The organism is Allomuricauda sp. TY007 (assembly GCF_010468565.1).
GTDB lineage: Bacteria > Bacteroidota > Bacteroidia > Flavobacteriales > Flavobacteriaceae > Flagellimonas.
In genome coordinates, this window is sequence record NZ_WUEG01000005.1 from 80,489 (window position 1) to 104,652 (window position 24,164).

20 protein-coding genes are annotated in these 24,164 nt (G+C 42.1%); 10 read left to right on the forward strand and 10 right to left on the reverse strand.

The features are described 5' to 3' along the window. The first annotated feature begins 8 nt into the window (after positions 1 to 8). Positions 9 to 761 (forward strand): NlpC/P60 family protein, encoded by a 753-nt coding sequence (locus GO009_RS07150; protein WP_163625523.1) that lies wholly within the window; start codon positions 9 to 11, stop codon positions 759 to 761. 52 nt (positions 762 to 813) lie between these two features. On the opposite strand, the gene GO009_RS07155 is transcribed toward GO009_RS07150, so the two are convergent. Beyond that, positions 814 to 2,076 carry a tetratricopeptide repeat protein gene (locus tag GO009_RS07155; RefSeq protein ID WP_163625524.1) on the reverse strand — a complete coding sequence of 421 codons (1,263 nt, stop codon included), beginning with the start codon at positions 2,074 to 2,076 and terminating at the stop codon, positions 814 to 816. A 51-nt stretch (positions 2,077 to 2,127) separates the two neighbouring features. After that, positions 2,128 to 4,656: a DNA gyrase subunit A gene (gene gyrA / locus GO009_RS07160; protein ID WP_163625525.1), complete on the reverse strand. Its 2,529-nt coding sequence runs from the start codon at positions 4,654 to 4,656 to the stop codon at positions 2,128 to 2,130. A 261-nt stretch (positions 4,657 to 4,917) separates the two neighbouring features. Between gyrA and GO009_RS07165 the strand changes: the two genes are divergently transcribed. Next, a complete protein-coding gene (locus GO009_RS07165; RefSeq protein WP_163625526.1) occupies positions 4,918 to 7,476 on the forward strand; it encodes an ATP-dependent Clp protease ATP-binding subunit in 2,559 nt (852 codons plus the stop codon). A 157-nt stretch (positions 7,477 to 7,633) separates the two neighbouring features. Then, positions 7,634 to 8,053 carry an STAS/SEC14 domain-containing protein gene (locus GO009_RS07170; RefSeq protein ID WP_163625527.1) on the forward strand — a complete coding sequence of 140 codons (420 nt, stop codon included), beginning with the start codon at positions 7,634 to 7,636 and terminating at the stop codon, positions 8,051 to 8,053. Here the strand turns inward: GO009_RS07170 and GO009_RS07175 are convergent, their stop codons facing one another. Then, entirely contained in the window at positions 8,054 to 9,592 is a 1,539-nt protein-coding gene (locus GO009_RS07175; protein WP_163625528.1) for an NAD(P)H-hydrate dehydratase, read from the reverse strand. Between the two features lie 258 nt (positions 9,593 to 9,850). Here GO009_RS07175 and thrA point away from each other — a divergent pair, with 258 nt between their 5' ends. The 7 genes from thrA (at position 9,851) to GO009_RS07210 (ending at position 17,650) form a co-directional block, all read left to right on the forward strand. Then, positions 9,851 to 12,295 (forward strand): bifunctional aspartate kinase/homoserine dehydrogenase I, encoded by a 2,445-nt coding sequence (gene thrA / locus GO009_RS07180; RefSeq protein ID WP_163625529.1) that lies wholly within the window; start codon positions 9,851 to 9,853, stop codon positions 12,293 to 12,295. A 3-nt stretch (positions 12,296 to 12,298) separates the two neighbouring features. Next, positions 12,299 to 13,222: a homoserine kinase gene (locus tag GO009_RS07185; protein WP_163625530.1), complete on the forward strand. Its 924-nt coding sequence runs from the start codon at positions 12,299 to 12,301 to the stop codon at positions 13,220 to 13,222. A 4-nt stretch (positions 13,223 to 13,226) separates the two neighbouring features. Beyond that, positions 13,227 to 14,522: a threonine synthase gene (gene thrC / locus GO009_RS07190; protein WP_163625531.1), complete on the forward strand. Its 1,296-nt coding sequence runs from the start codon at positions 13,227 to 13,229 to the stop codon at positions 14,520 to 14,522. A gap of 101 nt (positions 14,523 to 14,623) precedes the next feature. Further along, on the forward strand, positions 14,624 to 15,712 hold the full coding sequence (gene gcvT, locus GO009_RS07195; RefSeq protein WP_163625532.1) for a glycine cleavage system aminomethyltransferase GcvT: 1,089 nt from the start codon (positions 14,624 to 14,626) through the stop codon (positions 15,710 to 15,712). Between the two features lie 7 nt (positions 15,713 to 15,719). After that, positions 15,720 to 16,538, forward strand: a complete 819-nt coding sequence (locus GO009_RS07200; RefSeq protein ID WP_014033762.1) for a sugar nucleotide-binding protein — start codon at positions 15,720 to 15,722, stop codon at positions 16,536 to 16,538. Between the two features lie 48 nt (positions 16,539 to 16,586). After that, the gene (locus GO009_RS07205) at positions 16,587 to 16,868 is read left to right on the forward strand and encodes a 4a-hydroxytetrahydrobiopterin dehydratase (RefSeq protein ID WP_163625533.1); all 282 of its coding nucleotides are present in this window, start codon (positions 16,587 to 16,589) and stop codon (positions 16,866 to 16,868) included. 71 nt (positions 16,869 to 16,939) lie between these two features. After that, on the forward strand, positions 16,940 to 17,650 hold the full coding sequence (locus GO009_RS07210) for a YebC/PmpR family DNA-binding transcriptional regulator (protein ID WP_163625534.1): 711 nt from the start codon (positions 16,940 to 16,942) through the stop codon (positions 17,648 to 17,650). 81 nt (positions 17,651 to 17,731) lie between these two features. Here GO009_RS07210 and GO009_RS07215 read toward each other — a convergent pair whose 3' ends face one another. From GO009_RS07215 to GO009_RS07245, 7 genes are all read right to left on the reverse strand, one after another. Continuing rightward, positions 17,732 to 18,736 carry an amidohydrolase family protein gene (locus GO009_RS07215; protein ID WP_163625535.1) on the reverse strand — a complete coding sequence of 335 codons (1,005 nt, stop codon included), beginning with the start codon at positions 18,734 to 18,736 and terminating at the stop codon, positions 17,732 to 17,734. A 159-nt stretch (positions 18,737 to 18,895) separates the two neighbouring features. After that, positions 18,896 to 19,438, reverse strand: a complete 543-nt coding sequence (locus tag GO009_RS07220) for a 1-acyl-sn-glycerol-3-phosphate acyltransferase (RefSeq protein WP_163625536.1) — start codon at positions 19,436 to 19,438, stop codon at positions 18,896 to 18,898. Positions 19,439 to 19,470: 32 nt separating this feature from the next. Next, positions 19,471 to 20,598, reverse strand: a complete 1,128-nt coding sequence (locus GO009_RS07225) for an iron-containing alcohol dehydrogenase family protein (protein WP_163625537.1) — start codon at positions 20,596 to 20,598, stop codon at positions 19,471 to 19,473. Beyond that, the gene (locus GO009_RS07230; protein ID WP_163625538.1) at positions 20,598 to 21,302 is read right to left on the reverse strand and encodes an HAD family hydrolase; all 705 of its coding nucleotides are present in this window, start codon (positions 21,300 to 21,302) and stop codon (positions 20,598 to 20,600) included. Before GO009_RS07230 ends, GO009_RS07225 begins: the two co-directional genes overlap by 1 nt. Then, positions 21,293 to 22,006, reverse strand: a complete 714-nt coding sequence (gene kdsB / locus GO009_RS07235) for a 3-deoxy-manno-octulosonate cytidylyltransferase (protein ID WP_203532412.1) — start codon at positions 22,004 to 22,006, stop codon at positions 21,293 to 21,295. Before kdsB ends, GO009_RS07230 begins: the two co-directional genes overlap by 10 nt. Positions 22,007 to 22,046: 40 nt before the next feature. Next, a complete protein-coding gene (locus GO009_RS07240) occupies positions 22,047 to 22,610 on the reverse strand; it encodes a DUF4126 domain-containing protein (protein WP_163625652.1) in 564 nt (187 codons plus the stop codon). A 30-nt stretch (positions 22,611 to 22,640) separates the two neighbouring features. After that, on the reverse strand, positions 22,641 to 24,074 hold the full coding sequence (locus GO009_RS07245; protein ID WP_163625540.1) for an ATP-binding domain-containing protein: 1,434 nt from the start codon (positions 24,072 to 24,074) through the stop codon (positions 22,641 to 22,643). Between the last annotated feature and the right edge of the window lie 90 nt (positions 24,075 to 24,164).

A 24,164-nucleotide genomic window follows, 5' to 3' on the forward strand; every position in this document is an offset into this window, starting at 1 on the left:
TACAGTAAATGCAATATGGAATTTGTCCTCTAAGTATTGTTCCCATTAGAACAAACCCGGACGATTGTGCCGAAATGTCATCCCAATTATTATATGGCGAGCATTTCAAGGTTTTGGAGAGCAGAAAAAAATGGAGCAGAATTCGAGCAGCTTATGACAATTTTGAGGGTTGGATTCCCAACAACCAACTCAAACTTATTGCCGAGGAAACATACAATAACCTAGAAGCGCTGGAACCGAAAAAAATATGTTCCGATGTTATATCCCATATCTGCACGAACGATGGTATGCTATTGCCCATCCTTATGGGATCTATGATCAACGCTCCGGAATTATTGAACCACACTTTTGAGGGCAGTATCCATAGCGGTAAAAACCCGAAGGACAGTTTGGTCGATACGGCCATTATGTATTTAAAAGCTCCATTTCTTGCAGGTGGAAAAACTCCATTTGGAATTGATTGTTCCGGGTTTACCCAAATGGTCTATAAAATAAATGGCCATATGTTGGAACGTACAGCGGAAGATCAATCCAAGCAAGGAGAAGCACTGAGTTTTATTGAAGAAAGCGAACCGGGCGACTTGGCATTTTTTGATGATAACGAGGGTGTTATTGACCATGTCGGGGTTATTTTAAAGGACAATTATATTATACACGTAAATGGTCTCGTTCGAATTGATAGGATAGACCATACCGGTATCTTCAATTCAGAAGAAAAACGATACACCCACCAGCTCAGGGTCATTAAAAAAGTGATATAAAAAAAGCCCCGATAATTCGGGGCTGTCTTTTTTGGGAAGGATTGTATTGTGATTACTCTCCCAAAAGTTTTTTGATTCTCATGAAGTTTTCGTTATCTCCCAAAGCTCCATAGATATTTTTCAACTGGGTCAAGATACTTTCGTTGTCCGGATTGGACTGAAGAGCATCCTCTAAAACTGCTGCTCCTTCTCTAAAAAGGCTGTCTTTTTTCTCCTTAAGCTCATCATACTTGGCAATATCCGCTTTTGAAGTTCCCAATTCGTTCATTTCATCAATAAGGCCGTTACCTTCATTCACATACGTTGTAGATAGGTTCAACAAGGCATTGATATAACCTGGGTCGATAGCCAATGCTTTTTTATAGGCATCCCTTGCATCTTCCAAGTTACCTTGCTCCATGTTGATTACACCAATATTGTAAAGCAAATCGGCGTTATCGGGAGCCATGGCAGAAGCCTGCCCCATTAACTCCTTGAACTTTTCTTTGTCTCCGATGGCATAGTACAAGTTTGCTTCTCCCAATACCAAATTTACATCGTCCGGATTTTCAGCTCTCGCATCCGCATACGCTTCGATTGCTTTTTCGTTCTCTCCCATTTGCTGGTAGATCAATGCGATGTTCTTTACGATTTCCGGTTTTTTGGATGGGCTAACTTCCTCTTTTGGGTCTTTGTGCGTACCTGCTTTTACATATAGGTCACGGGTTGCCTTGTCCATGCTTTCAGTTTCGCCAGACTCAACGTTGACCGCAGTATAGGTTACAGATTCTCCATTATAACCTACATCTTTAAGCTCTTTGTAGTATTTTAAGGCCTCTTCGTAGTCTTGCCCGTTTACCGCACTACTGGCAGCATAGTACAAGTATACTGTATCCTTAGGGCTAAGCCGGTAGCTCATGTACAATTTCTCTGCAGCCTCGCTGAACTTTTTATTGTTGTTGTCCTCAACAGCTGAGTTTACCAAATCAGCTGTCATTTGGCTCATTTTTTCTTGTGCCACAGAAGTGTATTTGGATCTTCCATCAGCTTCTTCTATCTCGATTACTTTGTTGTAAGCATCAACAGCTTCTTGAAATGCAGATACTTCTCCTTTTTTGGCCAATTCGTAGTTTGCATTTCCCAATAAGGCATAATACTCGGCCTGATCTTTCTCCTTGGCCGAACCGATTGTGGAAGATGCACTTACCAAAGCAGCTTTTGCGGCGGCGGCATCACCATCTTTAAGAGCTTTTTCTGCCGTCTTCATCTCATCCTTTTGGGCAAATCCTATTGCAGATACCCCTACGGCCAATAGCATTAATATTCTTGTTCTCATGTTTAAAATTGAAATTATTTAGTGTTTATCGTTTATTACTTAATATACTAATTATTCTTTTTCGTCCGTATTGTTATCAATAGCCGTGCCATCTTCTCCTTTTACCTCGATGTCGCGTATATCAACATCATCGACATCATCATCTTCTTTGACGACCTTGGCCACTGCGGCAATTGAGTCATTGTCTTTAAGATTGATCAAGCGCACCCCTTGGGTAGCCCTTCCCATAACCCTAAGATCCTCAACGCCCATCCGGATGGCAATTCCAGATTTGTTGATAATCATCAAATCATCCGTGTCCGTAACGTTTTTGATAGCGACAAGATTACCTGTTTTCTTTGTAATAGAAATGGTTTTGACACCTTTCCCACCCCTGTTGGTAATCCTGTAGTCTTCTATATTGGAACGTTTTCCATAGCCTCTTTCCGAAACTACTAGAATATCGTCTTCAAAATTATGAACAGACACCATTCCTATAACCTCATCATTATCATCGGCCAGTCTGATACCTCGTACACCGGATGCGTTTCTACCCATTGGCCTTGTCTTGGATTCCTCAAAACGAATGGCTTTACCAGATTTGAGCCCAAGGAATATTTGACTGGTACCCGTTGTCAATTTGGCTTCCAAAAGCTCATCGTCCTCGCGAATGGTGATGGCATTGATCCCATTTTGACGTGGTCTGGAATACTGCTCCAAAGAAGTTTTTTTAACGGTTCCCTTTTTGGTGGCCATAATCACAAAATGACTGTTCACATATTCCTCGTCCTTGAGGTCTTGGGTACAGATAAAGGCTTTTACCTTATCATCTTGTTCTATATTGATCAAATTTTGAATGGCCCTTCCTTTGGAAGTCCTACTGCCCTCGGGAATTTCGTAGACGCGCATCCAGAAACATTTTCCTTTTTGGGTAAAGAACAACATATACTGGTGGTTGGTGCCCACAAACAAATGTTCCAAGAAATCCTCGTTTCGGGTAGAGGACGCCTTTTGGCCTACTCCTCCCCTATTTTGGGTCTTATACTCTGTAAGTGGTGTTCTTTTGACATAGCCGGCATGGGAAATGGTAATGACGACCTGCTCGTCCGGAATCATATCCTCGATGCTCAAATCCCCTCCGGCATAGTTGATTTCGGACCTTCTTTCATCACCATACTTCTCCTTAACTTCAAGAAGCTCATCTTTGATGATCTGCATTCTGCGTTCTTTCTTTTCAAGAATATCTTTTAAATCCTCAATGGTGTTTAAAAGTTCCGCATGTTCTTCACGCAATTTATCCTGCTCCAGACCGGTAAGCTGACGCAAGCGCATTTCCACAATGGCCTTGGCCTGAACCTCGGTCAATTTAAAACGCTCGATCAAACTATTTCGTGCTTCTTCAACATTGGAAGACCCCCGAATAATGGCAATTACCTCATCAATATTATCCGAAGCAATGATGAGTCCTTCCAATATATGCGCACGGTCTTCGGCTTTTTTCAGTTCAAATTTTGTTCTTCGAACTACAACCTCGTGCCTATGCTCCACAAAGTGATGGATAATCTCCTTTAGATTCAAAAGCTCCGGCCTTCCGTTAACCAGTGCAATATTGTTTACACTGAACGAGGATTGAAGTGCCGTGTACTTGTACAACATGTTAAGCACAATGTTCGGAATGGCGTCGCGCTTCAATATATATACGATGCGCATTCCGTTTCTATCGGACTCGTCCCTAATGGTCGATATTCCCTCTATTTTCTTTTCATTCACCAAATCGGCGGTCTTTTTGATCATGTCCGCCTTATTGACCTGATATGGAATCTCCGTAACAACAATGCTTTCTTTCCCTTGAACCTCTTCAATGGTTGCCTTGGCACGCATTACAACACGTCCACGACCAGTATGGAAAGCCTCTTTTACCCCATCGTACCCATAAATAATCCCTCCAGTGGGAAAATCAGGAGCTTTGATATGTGTAATCAGCTCATCTATCTCAATATCATGATTGTCTATATAGGCTACTGTACCGTCCACCACTTCGGATAAATTGTGCGGTGGCATATTGGTGGCCATACCTACGGCAATACCGGAAGCTCCATTCACCAATAAGTTGGGAATACGGGTCGGCAACACGGTAGGTTCTTCAATGGTGTCATCAAAATTAAGTTGATGATCTACGGTATCCTTATCGATATCGGCCAACATCTCCTCTGCGATCTTGCGCATTTTGGCCTCGGTATAACGCATGGCCGCAGGGCTATCTCCATCCACTGAACCAAAGTTACCCTGACCATCCACCAACATGTACCTAAGGCTCCATTCCTGGGCCATACGCACCATGGTATCATATACTGAAGAATCACCATGTGGGTGATACTTACCCAAAACCTCACCCACAATACGGGCGGACTTTTTATGCGAACTATTGGACCTGACACCCAAATCGTGCATTCCATAGAGCACTCTCCGGTGAACAGGCTTTAAACCATCACGAACATCTGGCAGGGCACGTGACACAATGACCGACATTGAATAATCAATGTAGGCAGATTTCATCTCATCCTCAATATTAATGGGAATTAACTTTTCTCCTTCCGCCATGCTTATTTATTATAGATTTTTTGTGGTTAAATTATCATGGCAATATACAGAAAATAGCAGCCTTTATAACGCTTTGCGAATACTTTATTAAAAAAATTATCAACAGTGTGGACATAATCGAGAATGTGATAATAAACCTTTGTTAAATCAGAAAAAAACAGTAATTATTTCGACATTTACCACTACTTTATCGAATAAGGGTACGGTATTTGACCACCGTAACAATACTTTTATTAATTTTAATTGCTGAAAAAGAAACGTATGGACGATAATTTTTCCCCCAGAGTAAAAGACGTTATAGCATACAGCAAGGAAGAAGCCCTGAGACTGGGCCATGATTTTATTGGCACGGAGCACCTTATGCTAGGTCTTTTAAGAGACGGAAATGGCAAAGCCATAAATATATTGGATGCACTCGATGTGGATTTAGATCACCTGCGTAGAAAGGTGGAAATCCTAAGTCCCGCAAATCCGAATACAGGAACTATACAGAAGGACAAAAAGAATCTTCACCTGACCCGCCAAGCAGAACGGGCCCTGAAGACCACTTTTTTGGAAGCAAAGCTCTTCCAAAGTTCTTCCATCAACACAGCACATTTGCTGCTCTGTATTTTGAGGAACGAGAATGATCCAACAACCAAACTATTGCACAAACTGAAAGTGGACTATGACAATGTCAAGGAACAGTTCAAGTCCATGATTACCAGCGATGATGATTTTATAGACACCCCACAGGCGGAATCTTTTCCAGGGGATACAGACGATATGGGAGATAGCAAAGAAAGTTCTTTCGGTTCCGGAAGCGCTGCACAAAAAGGAAACAAAAAATCCAAGACCCCAGTTTTGGACAATTTTGGACGCGACCTTACCCGTTTGGCCGAAGAGAACAAATTGGATCCCGTAGTGGGCAGAGAAAAGGAAATTGAGCGTGTTTCCCAAATATTGAGCAGGCGTAAAAAGAACAACCCCTTGCTTATTGGTGAACCCGGTGTAGGTAAAAGTGCCATCGCCGAAGGATTGGCACTACGCATTATCAACAAGAAGGTTTCCCGCATACTTTACAATAAGCGAGTAGTAACCTTGGACCTTGCCTCTTTGGTGGCCGGTACAAAGTACCGCGGCCAGTTCGAGGAACGTATGAAAGCCGTTATGAACGAACTGGAGAAGAATGACGACATCATCCTGTTCATTGACGAGATTCACACCATTGTGGGTGCAGGTGGTGCAACTGGAAGCCTGGATGCCTCCAACATGTTCAAACCTGCATTGGCCAGAGGCGAAATTCAATGTATCGGGGCCACAACGTTGGACGAGTACAGACAATACATAGAAAAAGATGGTGCTTTGGAACGTCGTTTCCAAAAAGTAATGGTAGAGCCCACTTCCGTGGAAGAAACCATCGAAATTTTGATGAACATCAAAGGCAAGTACGAAGAACACCACAATGTAAATTATACGGACGAGGCTATTTTGGCCTGTGTAAAATTGACCAACCGTTACATGACGGACCGCTTTTTACCGGACAAGGCCATTGACGCCTTGGATGAAGCCGGGTCAAGAGTACACATCGTCAACATGGATGTTCCCAAACAGATTTTGGAACTGGAAAGCCAACTCGAAGATGTTCGAGAGCTGAAGAACAGCGTTGTCAAAAAACAGAAATACGAAGAAGCTGCTAAGCTAAGGGATGATGAAAAACGTCTGGAAAAAGAATTGGCAACCGCACAGGAGCGTTGGGAGGAAGAAAGCAAACTTCACAGGGAAACCGTATCCGAAGACAATGTTGCCGATGTTGTTTCCATGATGAGCGGTATACCCGTAAACAGAATAGCGCAGACCGAAAGCAACAAATTGGCAGAACTGCCCAATCTTATCAAAGGATTTGTAATCGGTCAAGATGAAGCTGTATCCAAGGTAGCAAGAGCAATCCAAAGGAACCGTGCCGGGCTTAAGGACCCGAACAAACCCATTGGCTCGTTCATTTTCTTGGGCCAAACCGGGGTTGGTAAAACCCAATTGGCAAAAATTTTGGCCAAGGAACTATTTGATTCCGAAGATGCCTTGATACGAATCGATATGAGCGAATACATGGAAAAATTCGCCATTTCAAGATTGGTAGGAGCGCCTCCGGGATATGTAGGTTACGAAGAAGGTGGACAGTTGACCGAAAAAGTTCGTCGTAAGCCTTACTCCGTGATTTTATTGGACGAAGTGGAGAAAGCCCATCCCGATGTATTCAATATGTTGCTGCAAGTGTTGGATGATGGCTTCCTTACCGATAGTCTTGGACGTAAAATTGATTTTAGGAACACTATCATAATCATGACTTCCAATATCGGTGCAAGACAATTGAAGGATTTTGGACAGGGAGTTGGTTTTGGTACCGCTGCAAAAAAGGCACAGGCCGACGACCATCAGAAAAGCGTTATCGAAAACGCATTGAAAAAAGCCTTTGCTCCCGAATTCTTAAACAGGATAGACGATGTAGTAGTCTTTAATTCTTTGGAAAGAGAGGATATCCACAAAATCATTGATATAGAACTGAACAAGCTCTATAAAAGAATCAAGGAAATTGGTTACGATTTAAATCTATCCGACAAAGCCAAGGACTATATCGCCGACAAAGGCTTTGATAAGCAATATGGAGCACGACCACTCAAGAGGGCCATCCAAAAATATATAGAGGATGCCCTCGCCGAGGAAATCGTAAACTCCAAATTGGAAGAGGGCGACAGTATTTTTATGGACTTGGATGAAGAAAAAGAAGAACTCACCATTAAAATAAAAAAAGCTGAAAAATCACCTGAGGCTGAAAAATAAAACCTGATAAAACTTTAAAAAAAGCTGACTACTGTCAGCTTTTTTTTATGCCTTGAATTTACCATACATAAGATATTTTAGCGTTTAATCTATTATTTTTCCGTTGACTGTCCCTCCCCGCTACTTTCGTAAGCGAGACACTATAATTACATTGGGGATGAAAATTACTTCTAATAAGAAGACTGTGGTGGTACGCGAGTATCGCCTGGAGGTCGGGACCGTGCAAGTTTTTGACAACTATATGGTCGCTTCTTTTGATGAAGGTGCTACTATAACTCTAGAAAGGACCTATCAAATCATTGGAATTTCGGAAATACACTTTAGAGACAAAGACTTTGGCTATATCAGCCTTAGAAAGAACTCCTATGCGATAGACCCTACTGTATACAATTACCTCAGAGGCCTGGACAACTTAAAGGCCTTTGCCATAGTCTCCAAAAAGGAGATAGATATGCACAATTTCAACATTGAAAAAATGTTCTACAAAAAACCAATGGAGTTTTTTATAGAATTTGACAATGCTTTGGATTGGGTGCTAAAAAGAATAAAACCAAAAAAGGGAAGAAACAGTGCCTAACTACTGGGCATTATCCTTCTGTTCCATTTCCGGCTGACGGAACAGTTCGGAATAGGCATTTCCAATATGTTCCACAAGTATGGATGCCTTAAGCGCCTCATAACCTGTTGAGGGTACCGCTAAATCTCCTGCCAAACCGTGCAGGTACACACCAAATATGGCTGCCTTTACAGATGAATAGCCTTGTGCGATAAGCCCGGTAATCATCCCTGTTAAAACATCGCCACTCCCCGCTGTTGCCATACCAGGGTTTCCTGTAGTATTAACATAGCCTTTACCATTATATATAGTAACCGTATGTGCTCCTTTTATAACCACCACTAGATTATACTTGGATGCAAATGCCTTGGTTTTTTCCAACTTTTCAAAATCAGATGACCAACGTCCGATCAATCGCTCCAATTCCTTTGGATGAGGGGTTAGAACCGATAAGTTGGGGACATCCTTGAGCATTTCCGGGTTTTGGGACAGCATGTTCAATCCATCCGCATCAATGACCATGGGAGTATCGACCTTTTTCAAAAAAGCACTGAAAGCCGAAACCGTATCATCATCTTGGCCAATTCCGATCCCTATTCCCACCACCGAAGGTTCAAAAGGAATCTCTATTTCCGAAATACACTTCTCCCGAGATCCTGTCAATACCATTACTTCAGGAATCGCTGTTTGCAAAGAATCATACCCGCATTTGGGCACAAAGGCGGTCACCAAACCACTTCCAACGCTCAAACTGGCATTGGCAGCCAATTGTACGGCACCAATCTTTCCATAACTTCCACCAATGATAACGGAATGACCATAAATCCCCTTATGCGAAAACTTAAGTCGCGGCCGGTATATGGGCAGCACCTCCGGTCTGCCTATAAGCTCATAATCAACATCCGTTTTAGCAATAAAATCTTGATCCAGACCAATATCCAGAATCTCCCATTGGTTAACATATACACCTGTTTCCGGTAAAAAGAAAACCAATTTGGGCACTTGAAAGCTCAAAACATAACTAGCCCGAATCACAAACTCCGCTTCCCACGGACTTCTGTCCACAGGCAATCCCGACGGAACATCCACGGACAATACAAAAGCCTGGGAAGCATTAATGTGCTGTATCAAATTACCAACCCAATCATCCGGAGGGCGATTGAGCCCGATACCAAAAATGGCATCCACCACAATATCATTAAGTGTTATTTGGGGCAAGTCACTTTCTATATTGATAAAATCCGGCCAAACTTTTTGCTCCTTCAACCGTTCTAAGTTCAACAGAAAATCCTCCGAACGTTTATCACTATAATTTACCACATACACTTCAGTGGAATAACCGTGTTCATTCAATTTTCTGGCAAGTACCAAACCATCTCCCCCATTATTTCCTATTCCACAGAACAATTTAATATTGACCTTGGTGCCTCGCAAACGGGAATGCATCCATTCGAACAACTGGGTAGCGGCACGCTCCATCAGTTCATCGCTCTTTATTCCCTCTTTTTGGATTGTGGATTTATCAGCCTGATAGATTTGATGTGCATTAAAAATTTTCATTCAGCAATAAAAAATGGTTATTTATAAAGATTTCGTAAAAAACAACGCCAACGATTTGATGGAGTATTCAAAAGTACTACATTTATCACCTCATTAACGAGCAATGGAGTTAAAACAAACGGATAGTAACCTTAATTTGATGAATCCCTTTTCATCTACCTTCACTATTACCATTACCACCCCTTTGGGGTAAGTCTGCTATATATAATTCCGTCCGTTTTTTAATCTATTTACAATTTTTTTCAACACTATTTCTTTATGAAAGTCTTAAAATTTGGAGGCACTTCTGTTGCCAATCCAGAACATATAAATAAGGTCAAATCCATCCTCAACAACCAAAATAACGAGCAAATTGCCGTTGTGGTATCAGCCTTTGGAGGTGTAACCGACCTACTCTTGAATGCATCGCGTTTGGCATCCGAACAAGATGAAAGCTACAAAAACAGCCTCAAAGAAATTGAGGACAGACACATTTCCGCCATCAGGGAATTGATCCCCGTAAAATCGCAAAGTGCCGCTTTGAGCAAAGTAAAAAGCGAACTCAATATTTTGGAAACTTTGCTGGAAGGTGCTTTTTTAATTGGTGAACTCACTCCCAAATTGTCTGACAAAATTGTTAGCTATGGCGAATTGCTATCGTCCTTCATCATTAGCGAGTTCCTAAAATCCGAAGGATTGGACGTTACTTTTAAAGATAGCAGGGAACTCATTAAAACCGACAACAATTTCGGAAAGGCCAATGTGGATTTCAACATAACCAATGCCAATTGCGAGACGTATTTTATATCCACAGAAAACCAAATCACAATTTTACCTGGGTTCGTGGCATCTAGCAAAAGTGGAAATCTTACTACCCTCGGCAGAGGCGGCTCCGATTATACCGCCGCCATTATCGCCGCTGCCGTAGATGCGGAAATATTAGAAATATGGACCGACGTTAGCGGTATGTACACCGCTAACCCCAAACTGGTAAAGCAGGCAAAATGTATCGCCAACATAAGCTACCAAGAAGCCATGGAACTGTCCCATTTTGGAGCCAAAGTATTGTATCCCCCTACCATCCAACCGATTTTGGGCAAAGAAATTCCTATTGCGATAAAAAATACTTTTGACCCAGATAGCCCCGGAACCTTGATTACCAAAAACAACAATGGGAATGGGAAAACAGTGCGAGGCATCAGCCATGTGGGCAACATAAGCCTTCTGTCATTGGAAGGGCCCGGTATGATCGGGATTCCTGGAATTTCCAAGCGTTTTTTCGAAACCCTTTCCGTAAAGAACATCAGTATTGTCCTGATTACCCAAGCATCATCCGAGCATTCCATCTGTGTAGGGATTGCCGATGAAGATGTGGACATGGCAGCCGAAGCGGTCAACGAGACCTTTGAATATGAAATATCAAGGAAAAAGATAAAACCCGTTATCGTTGAAAAAGACCTTACCATTGTAGCCTTGGTGGGGGACAACATGAAAAGTCACCAAGGGTTGAGCGGTAAAATGTTCAGTACTTTGGGCAAGAACAATGTAAATATTAGGGCAATCGCCCAAGGGGCATCGGAACGTAATATTTCTGCAGTCATCAAAAAAGAGGATGTAAAAAAAGCGCTGAACGCGTTGCACGAAACCTTTTTCGAGGAAAACATTAAACAGCTTAACCTCTTCGTGATGGGCGTTGGCAATGTGGGTTCCAAATTTTTGCAGCAAATCCGTCAGCAAAAAAAATATTTAAAAGAAGAGCTAAAACTTAATGTTCGAGTTATTGGAATCAGCAACTCCAGAAAAATGGCTTTTGATGAAAGTGGAATTTCACTCAAAGACTGGGAAAAAGTAATAGGTCAGGGAGAACCTGCCAATAAAGAAGCATTTTTTAGCCGCGTCAATGCACTAAACTATCGCAACAGTATTTTTGTGGACAATACGGCCAGTGCCGAAGTCTCTGAAAGCTATTCGAGCTATCTCAAAAACAGTATTTCCGTGGTCACTTGTAATAAAATTGCATCCTCTTCGGATTACGAGTACTACAAGGAACTAAAACACTTGGCCAAGGAATACAGTGCCCCTTATTTGTTCGAGACCAATGTGGGGGCCGGTTTGCCCATTATTGACACCCTAAAGCACTTGATCGCTTCGGGTGACAAAGTGAGAAAAATTCAGGCTGTGCTATCCGGTAGTTTAAATTTTGTCTTCAACAGTTTTAATGATACCACTACTTTCCACGATGTGGTAAAGCAGGCACAGGAACAGGGTTATACAGAACCCGACCCCACCATCGATTTAAGTGGTGTCGACGTCATGCGTAAAATCTTGATTCTAGCTCGGGAAAGTGGCCATCAATTGGATATTGAGGATATCGAAAACGAAGCATTCCTTCCCAAAGAAAGCCTAGAGGCCGATTCCAACGAAGCATTTTTTGAAAGCTTGAAAAAATATGAAGCTGACTTCCAAAAATTGTACAAAATTGCAGCCGATGCCGATAGCAAACTAAAATATGTGGCCCAATTTGAAGATGGAAAGGCCAAAGTGGGCTTACAGCAAATTCCAAAAGGACACGATTTTTACAACTTGGAGGGGAGCGACAACATTGTACTGTTCTTTACCGACCGTTATGTGGACCAACCTTTGATCATAAAAGGGGCCGGAGCAGGTGCCGATGTTACCGCATCGGGTATCTTTGCGGATATTGTTAGAATAGGTAATTTCTAGATTATGGAGGAAATCAAAGTATTTTGCCCGGCAACCATTGCCAACGTTTCCTGCGGATTTGACGTACTGGGTTTGGCACTCGATTCGGTCGGCGATGAAATGACCATTCGCAAAACTTCCGAAAAAGGCATTCGAATCACCAAAATAAAAGGGCAAGAGCTTCCTTTGGAAACGGAAAACAATGTAGCAGGCGTAGCGGGTTTGGCCTTTTTGGAAAAAAGCGATTACGATGGAGGTTTTGAAATTGAAATCGACAAACGCATTAAACCAGGAAGTGGTATTGGTAGCAGTGCGGCAAGTTCGACGGGGGCTGTTTGGGCCATGAACGAATTGTTGGGCAGGCCGTTTACCAAATTGGAATTAGTACAGTTTGCCATGCAAGGGGAAAAATTGGCCAGTGATGTGGCCCATGCCGATAATGTGGCCCCAGCCATTTATGGTGGGTTCACCTTGGTTCGGAGTTATGAGCCACTGGACATTATCCCGATACCAACACCATCGGAATTATTCGCAACGGTCATCCATCCGCAGATTGAAATCAAAACCTCGGATTCCCGTAAAATTTTAAAGACCACTATTTCCATGCAACAGGGCATTCAACAGTGGGGCAATTTGGGCGGACTGGTCGCCGGACTGTTCCAGAATGATTACGAACTCATCGGACGCTCATTGCACGACCATATCGTGGAGCCCATCCGTTCCATTTTGATTCCCGCTTTCGATGATATTAAAAAAAATGCTCTTGAATCAGGTGCCTTGGGAAGTGGAATTTCAGGGTCGGGGCCATCAATTTTTGCCCTGAGCAAAGGCGAGGAAACTGCCAAACGGGTGGCCGAGTCCATGAAAAAAACCTATCAAAATATTGGGGTGGATTTCGATATTCACATTTCCAAAGTCAACAGCCAAGGGATAAAAAAAAATGCTTAAATCCATGAAATTCTACAGTCTAAACAACCAAAATATACAGGCCTCGTTCAAAGAGGCGGTCATAGCAGGAATCGCTCCGGACAAGGGACTCTACTTTCCGGAGAGCATCACACCACTTCCTACTGCTTTTTTTGAACATATTGAAGAGCTTTCCAATCAGGAAATAGCGTTCCAAGCCATTCATCAATTTGTAAACGAAGATATTCCTGATGAGGCCTTGAAAGAAATCATCGCCAATACGTTGGATTTTGATTTTCCTGTGGTCGACATCGAAGAAAATGTGGCCACCTTGGAGCTTTTTCACGGCCCCACCATGGCTTTTAAAGATGTTGGCGCGCGTTTTATGGCCAACTGCCTCGGTTACTTCTCTCAGGGAGAAAAACAAGATGTTACCGTTTTGGTGGCCACTTCAGGGGATACTGGTGGTGCCGTTGCCAATGGTTTTTTAGGGGTTGATGGTGTAAAAGTGGTTATCCTTTACCCTAGCGGAAAAGTGAGCGAAATACAAGAAAAACAATTGACCACATTGGGACAAAACATTGAGGCCATGGAAGTGGATGGCGTTTTTGATGATTGTCAACGCATGGTAAAGACTGCTTTTCTGGATACAGAGATCACGGACCATAAGAAATTGACCTCGGCAAATAGTATCAACGTGGCCAGATGGTTGCCCCAATTGTTCTATTTTTTATTTGCCTACAAACAAGCAAAATCAAAAGGAAAGGAAATTGTTTTCTCCGTACCCTCTGGGAATTTTGGAAATATCTGTGCAGGGATGGTCGCCCAAAAATTGGGTATGCCCGTCAAACATTTTGTGGCCTCCACCAATGTAAACGATGTGGTTCCCAAATTTATGGAGAATGGGGTATACAAACCGATGTCATCCATTGCCACTATTTCCAATGCCATGGATGTGGGCGACCCAAGCAATTTTGTACGGATTCGACATATGCACAAAAATGATTTGGAAACGCTCAAAGAGCACCTTTCCTCCTATGCATTTACAGATGAAGCCACCAAAACAACCATGAAAGAGGTATATTCCAAAACTGGATATGTCATGGACCCTCATGGAGCAGTAGGGTACTTAGGGTTTAAGGAATACCAAAAATCCCATCCAGATACCTATGGTATTTTCCTGGAAACGGCGCATCCTGTTAAGTTTTTGGATGTGGTGGAGGATACTTTGGGATTGAGTCCGAAAATCCCAAATCAAATTAAAAGGGTAATGCACAAACAGAAAAAGTCGCATCAAATCTCTGAATACGAAAATCTAAAATCCTATTTGCTCGATATTTAGTCAAACACTCGGCAATTTTAACAAAGCGTTGTTTAAAACATTCTTTTGGATGAAGGTGCATCTGCGGTGAAATCAATAAATTTGCCTCAAAACCAAAAGGAATGAAAAATACTGCACTTACCAAAACGCATGAGGCATTGGGAGCTAAAATGGTACCTTTTGCGGGCTATAATATGCCCGTTTCCTACGAAGGTGTAAATATTGAACACGAAACCGTTCGCAAAGGTGTGGGCGTTTTTGATGTCTCGCACATGGGGGAGTTTTTGATCGAGGGCCCACAGGCTTTGGAACTGATCCAAAAAGTGACGACAAATGACGCTTCCAAATTGGCCGTTGGAAAAGCGCAGTATAGTTGTTTGCCCAACGAAACGGGCGGAATCGTGGACGATCTAATTGTTTATAGGGTAAAAGACGAGACCTATCTGTTGGTGGTGAATGCATCCAATATTGAAAAGGATTGGGACCATATTACAAAATATAATAAAACCATTGATGCTGAAATGCGGGATATTTCAGATGATTATTCCCTATTGGCCATCCAAGGACCCAAGGCGGTAGAGGCTATGCAATCCATCACTTCTGTGGATTTATCCGCCATTAAGTTCTACAACTTTGTTGTAGGTGATTTTGCAGGGATCGATTATGTAATCATATCCGCCACTGGATATACCGGTTCCGGAGGTTTTGAGATCTATTGCAAGAATTCCGAAGTGCAACAAGTGTGGGACAAAGTCTTGGAAGCTGGAGCCGATTTTGGCATTAAACCTATTGGTTTGGCCGCCCGTGACACCCTACGCTTGGAAATGGGTTATTGTCTTTACGGAAACGACATTGACGATACTACCTCTCCGTTTGAAGCTGGCTTGGGTTGGATTACCAAGTTCACGAAGGAATTTGTGAACAGCGAAAACTTTGCTAAAGAAAAAGCCGAAGGTCCCAAAAGAAAACTGGTAGCATTCCAAATGGAAGAGCGGGGGATCCCAAGAGCGGGATACCCTATTTTGGATACCGATGGCAACGAAGTAGGAAAAGTAACCTCGGGCACCATGTCGCCATCCCTCTCCAAAGGAATCGGGCTCGGCTATGTGACCACCGAGTTTTCAAAAGTGGATACCCCTATCCATATTCAAATACGAAAAAATACTGTTTTGGCAAGCATTGTAAAATTGCCATTCTACAAAAACACCTAATTAACATTTGGATAAAAAAAAGATATTGATACTGGGAGCGAGTGGATTTGTGGGCAATGCCATATACAAAGAACTCTGCTCCTATTTTGATACTTACGGTACTTACTGCTCCAATCGTTCTTTTGCCAAGAACAAACAGTTTTTACGCTACGATATTGAGGAAGATGATATTTTTAAGGTTCTTGAAAAGGTTAAGCCAGATGTAATTGTTTCATCGCTCCGGGGAAATTTTCCCGCACAAATTCAAGCCCATCAACATTTGATGGAGTATTTGATGCAAACAGATACAAAATTGTACTTTATTTCATCTGCCAATGTTTTTGATGCCTACAGCAAGTTTCCATCGTATGAGCATGACAAAACCCTATCGTTAAGTGTCTATGGACGCCTCAAAATAAAAATCGAAAACATGATGATGCGTTTACCTAAAGGTAAAACCGCAATACTTCGTGTACCTATGGTTTTTGGAAATGCTTCGCCCCGAATCAAAGAAATCAAGGAAAACATAGCAAACAAAGAACCTATTGAGGTATTCCCGAACCTTATCATTAACGTGACCAACGATGATAGGCTTACACAACAAATCCACTACCTCATCAATAGAAACAAAACAGGCATTTATCATTTGGGCAGTAACGATCTTATCCAGCATGAGGAATTCATCAAAGAGGTCATCGAGCATTTGGGAAATTATCATCCGATTTACAAAAGGGTCTACACCACCAACGAGGATAGATATTTGGCTGCTTTGCCCAAGGACAATGTCTTGCCAAAGAACCTGCGTATCAGTTGCCAAGAAATTATAGAGCACCATCTCCCAGTATAGTTTTCTTTTGATCGCTTAATTGATTATCTTCTTGGAAAATGAAGATGTATGAAAAAGTTGACCACAAATGAAATTACAGCAGCCTTGAAAAACTTATCAGGTTGGACCTTAAAAGATGATATGATCGAGAAAACCTTCACTTTTGGGGACTTTAAGGAGGCCTTTGCGACAATGACGCACATTGCTTTTGAATGTGAAAAGCGAAACCATCATCCCAATTGGGAAAATGTCTACAACAACCTCACGATCAAACTAAGCACACATGATGCCGACGGGCTTACCCAAAAGGATATCGACCTGGCAAAATCCATAGATGAAATAGTTGGGTAGCACAACCCATATTCATCTTGACAAAGGGGCTTTTTTTGCTAAATTTGCCATCATCCAGAATTTAAGATTATATGGGAAGAGCGTTCGAATTTAGAAAAGCACGTAAAATGAAGCGTTGGGCAGCCATGTCCAAAGCCTTTACACGTATTGGGAAAGATATTGTTATGGCCGTTAAAGAAGGTGGCCCCGACCCCGATGCCAATTCCAAGCTACGTGCCGTAATTCAGAATGCCAAGTCCGTAAACATGCCCAAGGACAATATTGAGCGTGCCATTAAAAGGGCTTCGGACAAAAGTCAGGGTGATTACAAAGAAGTGCTTTTTGAAGGCTACGCACCCCACGGTATTGCCATCTTAATTGAAACGGCCACCGACAATAATACACGCACCGTGGCCAATATCCGAAGCTACTTTAACAAATGTAACGGAAGTTTGGGCACATCGGGCTCTGTTGAATTTATGTTCGACCATACCTGCAACTTTACCATCAACGGTGAGGGTATCGACCCTGAGGAACTGGAACTGGAAATGATCGATTTTGGTGCCGAAGAAGTATTTGTGGATGAAGACGGTATCCATATTTATGCGCCTTTTGAAAATTTTGGTGCCATTCAAAAAGAATTGGAATCGAGAGAGATTGAAATTGTTTCCTCTGGTTTTGACCGCATTCCACAAGTAACCAAAGAACTCAATGAAGAAGAAATGGCCGATGTAGAGAAACTTCTGGAAAAAATCGAAGAGGACGATGATGTGCAGAACGTTTTTCATAGCATGAAAGAATAGAAACTTCCCTTTATTATAAACAAAAAAAAGGGGGGGGGTGCCAGTTGGCAAGCCCCCTTTTGTTCATTCCTTATTTAGTGATCATTCAAATTTGGAAGCATCCAAATTAAAAAATCGCACTGCATTGTTAAAGAATATATCTCTTTTCTGCTCTTCGGAAAGGTAGTTGGCACTTTCAATCACTTCAATGGAAGTTTCGAGCAATTCCGGCCACATCATCAAATCCGTTCCATACATAATTCTTTTGGCAAAACCTGCCTGTACCAAACGTTTTAGATACGCATGGATTTCCTCCAACGGATACGACCAAATAAAGCCGGCCAAATCCACATAAACATAAGCATTGGCGCCCATGAGTGCAATCATTTGGTCTGCCATAGGGTAACCGGCATGCATTACCCAAATTTTCAGTTTAGGGTGTCTTGCCAACATATCTTCCAACAAAAAGGGTTGACCAAGAGAGGCCCTGTACTTAGGTCGTGTAATATTGGCCATGCCATTGCCGCCTGTTCCCATGTGTATTCCAACAGGGATACCCAATTCTTCGGCCACACCAAAGTATTCATCCAGCGACATATCGCTTGGGGACATTCCTTGGTATTGGGGAGCCACTTCGCCCATTACTTTATAAAAGCCTGAGGACAATGAATCCCTAAATGCTTCAACTGTCATCTCATTGGCATTGCTGATTCCCAAAGATGGAATTATACGGTCGGGTGCTGCCTTATGCCATCTATGGATAACTTTAGCATCTCCGCTCACCACCATAGTAATGTTCAATTCTTTATTGGCCCTAAGAATGGCTGCATCCATTTCGGCATCGCTTCTGGCGGGTTGTAAGGGAGAAATACAATTGGTATTTATAAAAGATGGTGGCTCCTGGTTTGGGCCGCTGCCCGGCATATCTTTTAAAAACCATGGACACATAGGCGAAGCATTCGGATTGCCTCCCATGGCGTGCACGTGCACATCAATAATGGGCAGTCTTTTTTTGGATTCTTGTGCCATTGAAGTATTGGCAAAAGAAAAGGATAAAAAACAACAGAGAATAGCTTTACCAATAGATTGGAAGGTTGATAATTTCATAAATAGTTTGTTAGTTAATAATCAATTCAAGATAATGGTTTTTTAAGCAAAAGAACTTCCATATTGTACAATCACACCATTTTTAAAATATAAGTTGGTATCATAACATGTTTGCATGTTTGATTTATAGCCATCAAAAATATTGGAAGGGGGTGTAATTTAATCAAAGCTGTATTCGGGCACTTTTCCCTTTACCCCTTTATAAAAGTCTTGAATTTTTTGGAAGTCGTTTTCTTGATTGTCCGTAGTAAAAAACGGTTCCCCTATTTTGATTTCCTTCTTGCCAAAATCAAAAGCGACCATCACAATGGGCACATGGGCCTTTTTGGCGATATGATAAAATCCCGTTCTGAGCTGTTCTACCTTTTTTCGTGTTCCCTCTGGAGCCAATGCTAGGCGGAATATTTTTCTGGCATTGAAAACCTGAACGATATTATCTACCGTATTGGAATTTTTGGAACGATCTACGGGTGCACCTCCAGTCCACCTAAAAAACCATCCGAACGGGGGCTTAAAAAGGCTCTTTTTGCCAATATAGTTAATTTCTTGGTTGACCACTTTCCTGATCAACAATCCCAAAAAGAAATCCAACCAATGGGTGTGCGGTACAACGATTACAACGCACTTTTTCACGTCGGGAAAGGAACCGCTGAGCTTCCATCCCAAAATATTGAAGTAAATAAATTTAGCGAGCCATTGCATTTTTTGGCCATTTGCCCTATCAAGAGCAAATCTTATATTTTTTCATAAAGTGATTGAAGACGCTCTGGCGTCATTATGGTTTTCCAATCCTTGCCCAGGGCGTTTTCCCAAAGGGGTTCCAAACTCATGGACACATTGATCATCACATCAAAATCGTTTTGGGTAAGGTCGGCACAAACTCCTTTTGGTAATTGAATATTGTGCTTATCCATCATTTTATTGAACAACACTACGCCCTCGGGATAAAATTCTTCCAAATGTTGAAACACCAAACAATTTCCTATTCCGTGTTTTACCCCCAAGACGTATGATAAACCATAGCTCATGGCATGTGCCACCCCAACCTGTGAATAAGCGATGCTCATTCCCCCGTGCCAAGATGCCATCATCAACTTGTCCCTGGAATCTTCTGCTGGAATATCTCCAAGAAATACATCTTGGCAAAGTTCCATGGCCTTCTCCCCATAACTCTGGCTAAAAGCATTCAGGTAAGTACCCGTTAAGGATTCCACACAATGGATAAAGCAATCCATACCGGTATAGAACCATTGGTCTTTGGGAACAGTTTTTGAAAAATCGGGATCCAAAAGTACTTGGTCAAAAGGTGTAAAATCCGAATTGATCCCCAATTTTTTTTCTGGTCCCAACAATACTGTGGTACGCGACACTTCGGCTCCTGTTCCACTAATGGTGGGGATTCCAACATGGTACAATGCCGGCTTGTTCACCAAATCCCATCCTTGGTAGTCCTTGGCGAGTCCTTTATTGTTCAATAATATGGATACGGCCTTGGCCAAATCCAATAGCGTTCCTCCCCCAATACCTATAATGCCCGATGGAAGTTCGCTGTATTTTTCCCTGATCTGGGCAACAAGCGCATCAACTTGTGCTGTTTTGGGCTCCTCTTCCGCGGAAATAAAAATAACCTCGTCATTGAACATCAAAGGAACCTGTGCCAAGAACTGTTCGTTTTCGAAGAAATCGTCTACCAGAAAAATAAAGGGTGCCTCCGAACTTTTTCGCATTGGCAGCAAAATATCACTCAACTGTGAAAAGCTTCCCGCTCCAAAAATAACTTTGGGTACCATGGGAAAGTTTCGGTAGGTGGTTTTATTTGCAGGGTTTATTTTATGCTTTTTCAAATTGCTTTCTATCTTCATTAGTTATTCAAATACTTCAAAATTTCTTTTAGACCATTAAGTTTTAGATGGTTGTTCACCAACTCGTCCTCGGAAACCATTTCGTGCGCCCATGTGGTATGAAATGGAACGTGAACAGCTTGGGCCCCAATATTCAAGATGGGCAATATATCCGATTTTAAGGAATTGCCAATCATCAAAAACTCGCCCACATCTATATTTAAATGATCTAGTAAATTTTTATAGTTATTCTCTTTTTTATCGCTTAAAACTTCTACATGGTGAAAATATTTGGAAAGCCCGGACTTTTCCAACTTTCGCTCTTGGTCCAACAGGTCTCCCTTGGTCAGAACGACCAACCTATATTTTCCTACCAATTTGGATAGCACTTCCTCCACCCCATCGAGCAATTCCACGGGATGGGATATCATTTTCTTGCCCAGGTTCAATATTTCTCCAATGGTTTCTTGCGAAACCTTATTATTGGAAAGGTCCAGCGCAGATTCTATCATGGAGAGCATAAATCCTTTTATACCATATCCATAAATATCCAAGTTGGCCATTTCTATTTTAAATAGCTCTTGGTCTATCTTGTTCTTGGTTTCGTAACCTTCCAAGAGTTCAGCAAACTTTTCTTCGGTATCCCTAAAATAGGTCTCGTTTACCCAAAGGGTATCGTCTGCATCAAAACCAATTGTTTTTATGTTGGAGAAATCTACTTCCATATTTTTCTGGCTCGATCTAAATCCTCATGGGTATCAATTTCTATACCCGTAACATGGGTTTCCACCATTTTTATTTTCCTACCGTACTCCAAAAATCGGATGGCCTCTATTTTTTCCTTGGCCTCCAAAGGCAACATGGGCAACTTTTTAAAATCCATGAGTGCCCGCTTTCTGAAAACATATACCCCTTTATGTTTATAGTAGGGCGCCTCCACTTCTTTGTCCCTTGGATAAGGAATCGGGGAACGTGAAAAATAAAGGGCGAAATCTTGATTGTCCACGATAACCTTTACGGTGTTGGGGTTGGATATTTCATCCCAGTCGGTAATCGGTGTCATCAATGATCCTAGGTCAATTTCTTTCGCTGTATCATTTTTGAATACTTTGATAATTTTTTCCAAACTTTCGGCATCAATAAAAGGCTCATCCCCTTGAACATTGATTACAATATCCACATCCATATCTTCCACAGCCTCCGCAATTCGGTCGCTACCGCTTTCGTGTGTTGTTTTGCTCATGATCACATTACCTCCTATCTCTTTGATCACATCGGAGATTATGGGGCTATCGGTGACGACGTACACTTCGTTAAAAAGTCCTGTATTAACGGCTGCTTCGTAGGTTCTGACAATCACGGGTTTCCCACCAAGGTCCTGCATCAGTTTAGCGGGAAACCTGGAGGCCTGATAGCGAGCGGGAATCATGGAAATTATATTCACTTTATTTCTGTTGCTTGAATGAATGTTATTTTTTGGGTCTGATCTTTCTATAAATCCTGAATATGATCAATAAAATGATGATTACCAGAATAGCTGCAATGGGCGGCACCAAGATGGATGCCGTACTAACGGCCACAGCTGCCCCGGTTTCCACCGTCGATACCAAAGGATTTGCCAATCCTCCTGTGGTTCCGGTGGATGTTAACCTACCTGCTGCATTGGCCCCTTTTATGGCCGTTGCCGTTCCGCCCCCGGCGATAATGGCCAAGGACCAAGTGACCACGGGGTCCAAATTTGCTGCTGTGGACACCACTACGGCGGTACCTGCAATTCCGGCCAAGGGAATGGCAATACTATCCAAAACATTGTCCACCCAAGGAATGAAATAGGCGAAAATCTCAACAATGGTAGCCACTCCCAAGGTAATGAGAGCTGTCAAACTTCCAATCCACTGCCAGCTTTCGTTTAGATCCCAAACTCCCAAATATGCCGCAAAACTTAGGGCAAAAAGTGGCAAAAAAACACGAAAACCGACCGAGGCCGCCAATCCAATTCCGAGGAACAAACTTATTATGGTATCTGGTTCAATATTCATGCTGATGTCTAAAATAGGTTTTTCCTAGTCAAGAAAAAAATCATCCTTGAAACCTATTAAGTAGAGTTGTCGTTCTGCCCTCGTAACAGCAGTGTAAAGCCATCTCAAATAATCCTTGTCCACTCCATTGGGCAGATAGGGTTGCTCCACAAAAACGGTATCCCATTGCCCCCCTTGCGATTTGTGGCAAGTAATCGCATAGGAAAACTTGACTTGCAGTGCGTTAAAGAACCTGTTGTTCTTCACCCCTAAAAACTTTCGGTATTTGGATTTTTCGTGTGCGTAGTCCTTCATTACCTCTTGGTAGAGTTTGTTTCCATCTTCATAAGAGAGGGAAGGCGTCACCGCGGTAATCGTATCCAACAAAAGAACAGTTTCAAAAGGTTTCTGGTTGGGATAATCAACCATTTTCACCTTTACCTCCGCAAACTTAAACCCATACAATTCTTTGATGGCAAAGAGTTCCAGCACCTCTATAATGTCTCCATTGGCTATAAAACCGGCTTCGGAATTGGGTTTTAGCCAGAAGTAATTGTTCTTTACGACCATCATGTAATCCCCGACCGAAATTTCATTATCCAAAAAAAGAATACGTTCACGAATGTTCTGATTGTAAAGGTTGGCCCTTTTGTTCGAGCGCACAATTATGGCCGTTTGTTCCTTTCCGTTTTCACCGTAAGATGAATCAATGGCTTCCTGTATTTCGTTACCATCTATTAAACGGACAATGTCCTTGTAGTGGGCCAAATCAAATTTAAAGTCCTCAAAAAACTCAGATTGCAATTGCTCCCGAAGGTTGGTCGCATTATAAAGGATGCCCGAATCATCCGATTGCCGCATTACCTCATCCAACTCCAAACATTCCACTTCTTTATCATAATTTAAGGATAGGCGATTTTCATCGAGTGCAGGACTCAACTCCAATTTTACGGGCGGTAATTGGGCGGTATCCCCGATCAATATCAATTTACAGTTATGCCCAGAGTGCACATAATACATAAGGTCATCCAAAAGCGAACCATTTTCGAACAGTTTGGAATCTGCGGGTGTATCCGGAATCATAGATGCTTCGTCCACTATAAAAACGGTGTTGCGATGTTTGTTCGGTGCCAAAACAAATTGAATCCCCCCGCCCGATTGTTTCTTCGGAAAATATATCTTTTTATGAATGGTAAAGGCTTTATTTCCGGAGTAAACGGACATAACTTTTGCGGCCCTGCCCGTAGGAGCCATCAAAACCGAACTCATTTTAACTTTCCAAAGACTGCTCACCAATGTGGCCACCAATGTCGTTTTTCCCGTTCCAGCAAATCCTTTTAAAAGGAACACTTTGTCCTTTTGACCATCTAAAACAAAGTTAGCCAGCTTATTAAGTGCAAGACCTTGTTTTTGGGTAGGTGCGTGCGGGAATTTTTCAGTTAAAATCTTTAAAAAAGTAGGTGCGTCAAAATCCTTCATGAGTGCTAAATATAGTGGTCTTTTTTAAAGCAAAAAGTTTCCCAATAAAAAAAATATTGTAGATTTGTCTGTAACCACTAAATTAACTTT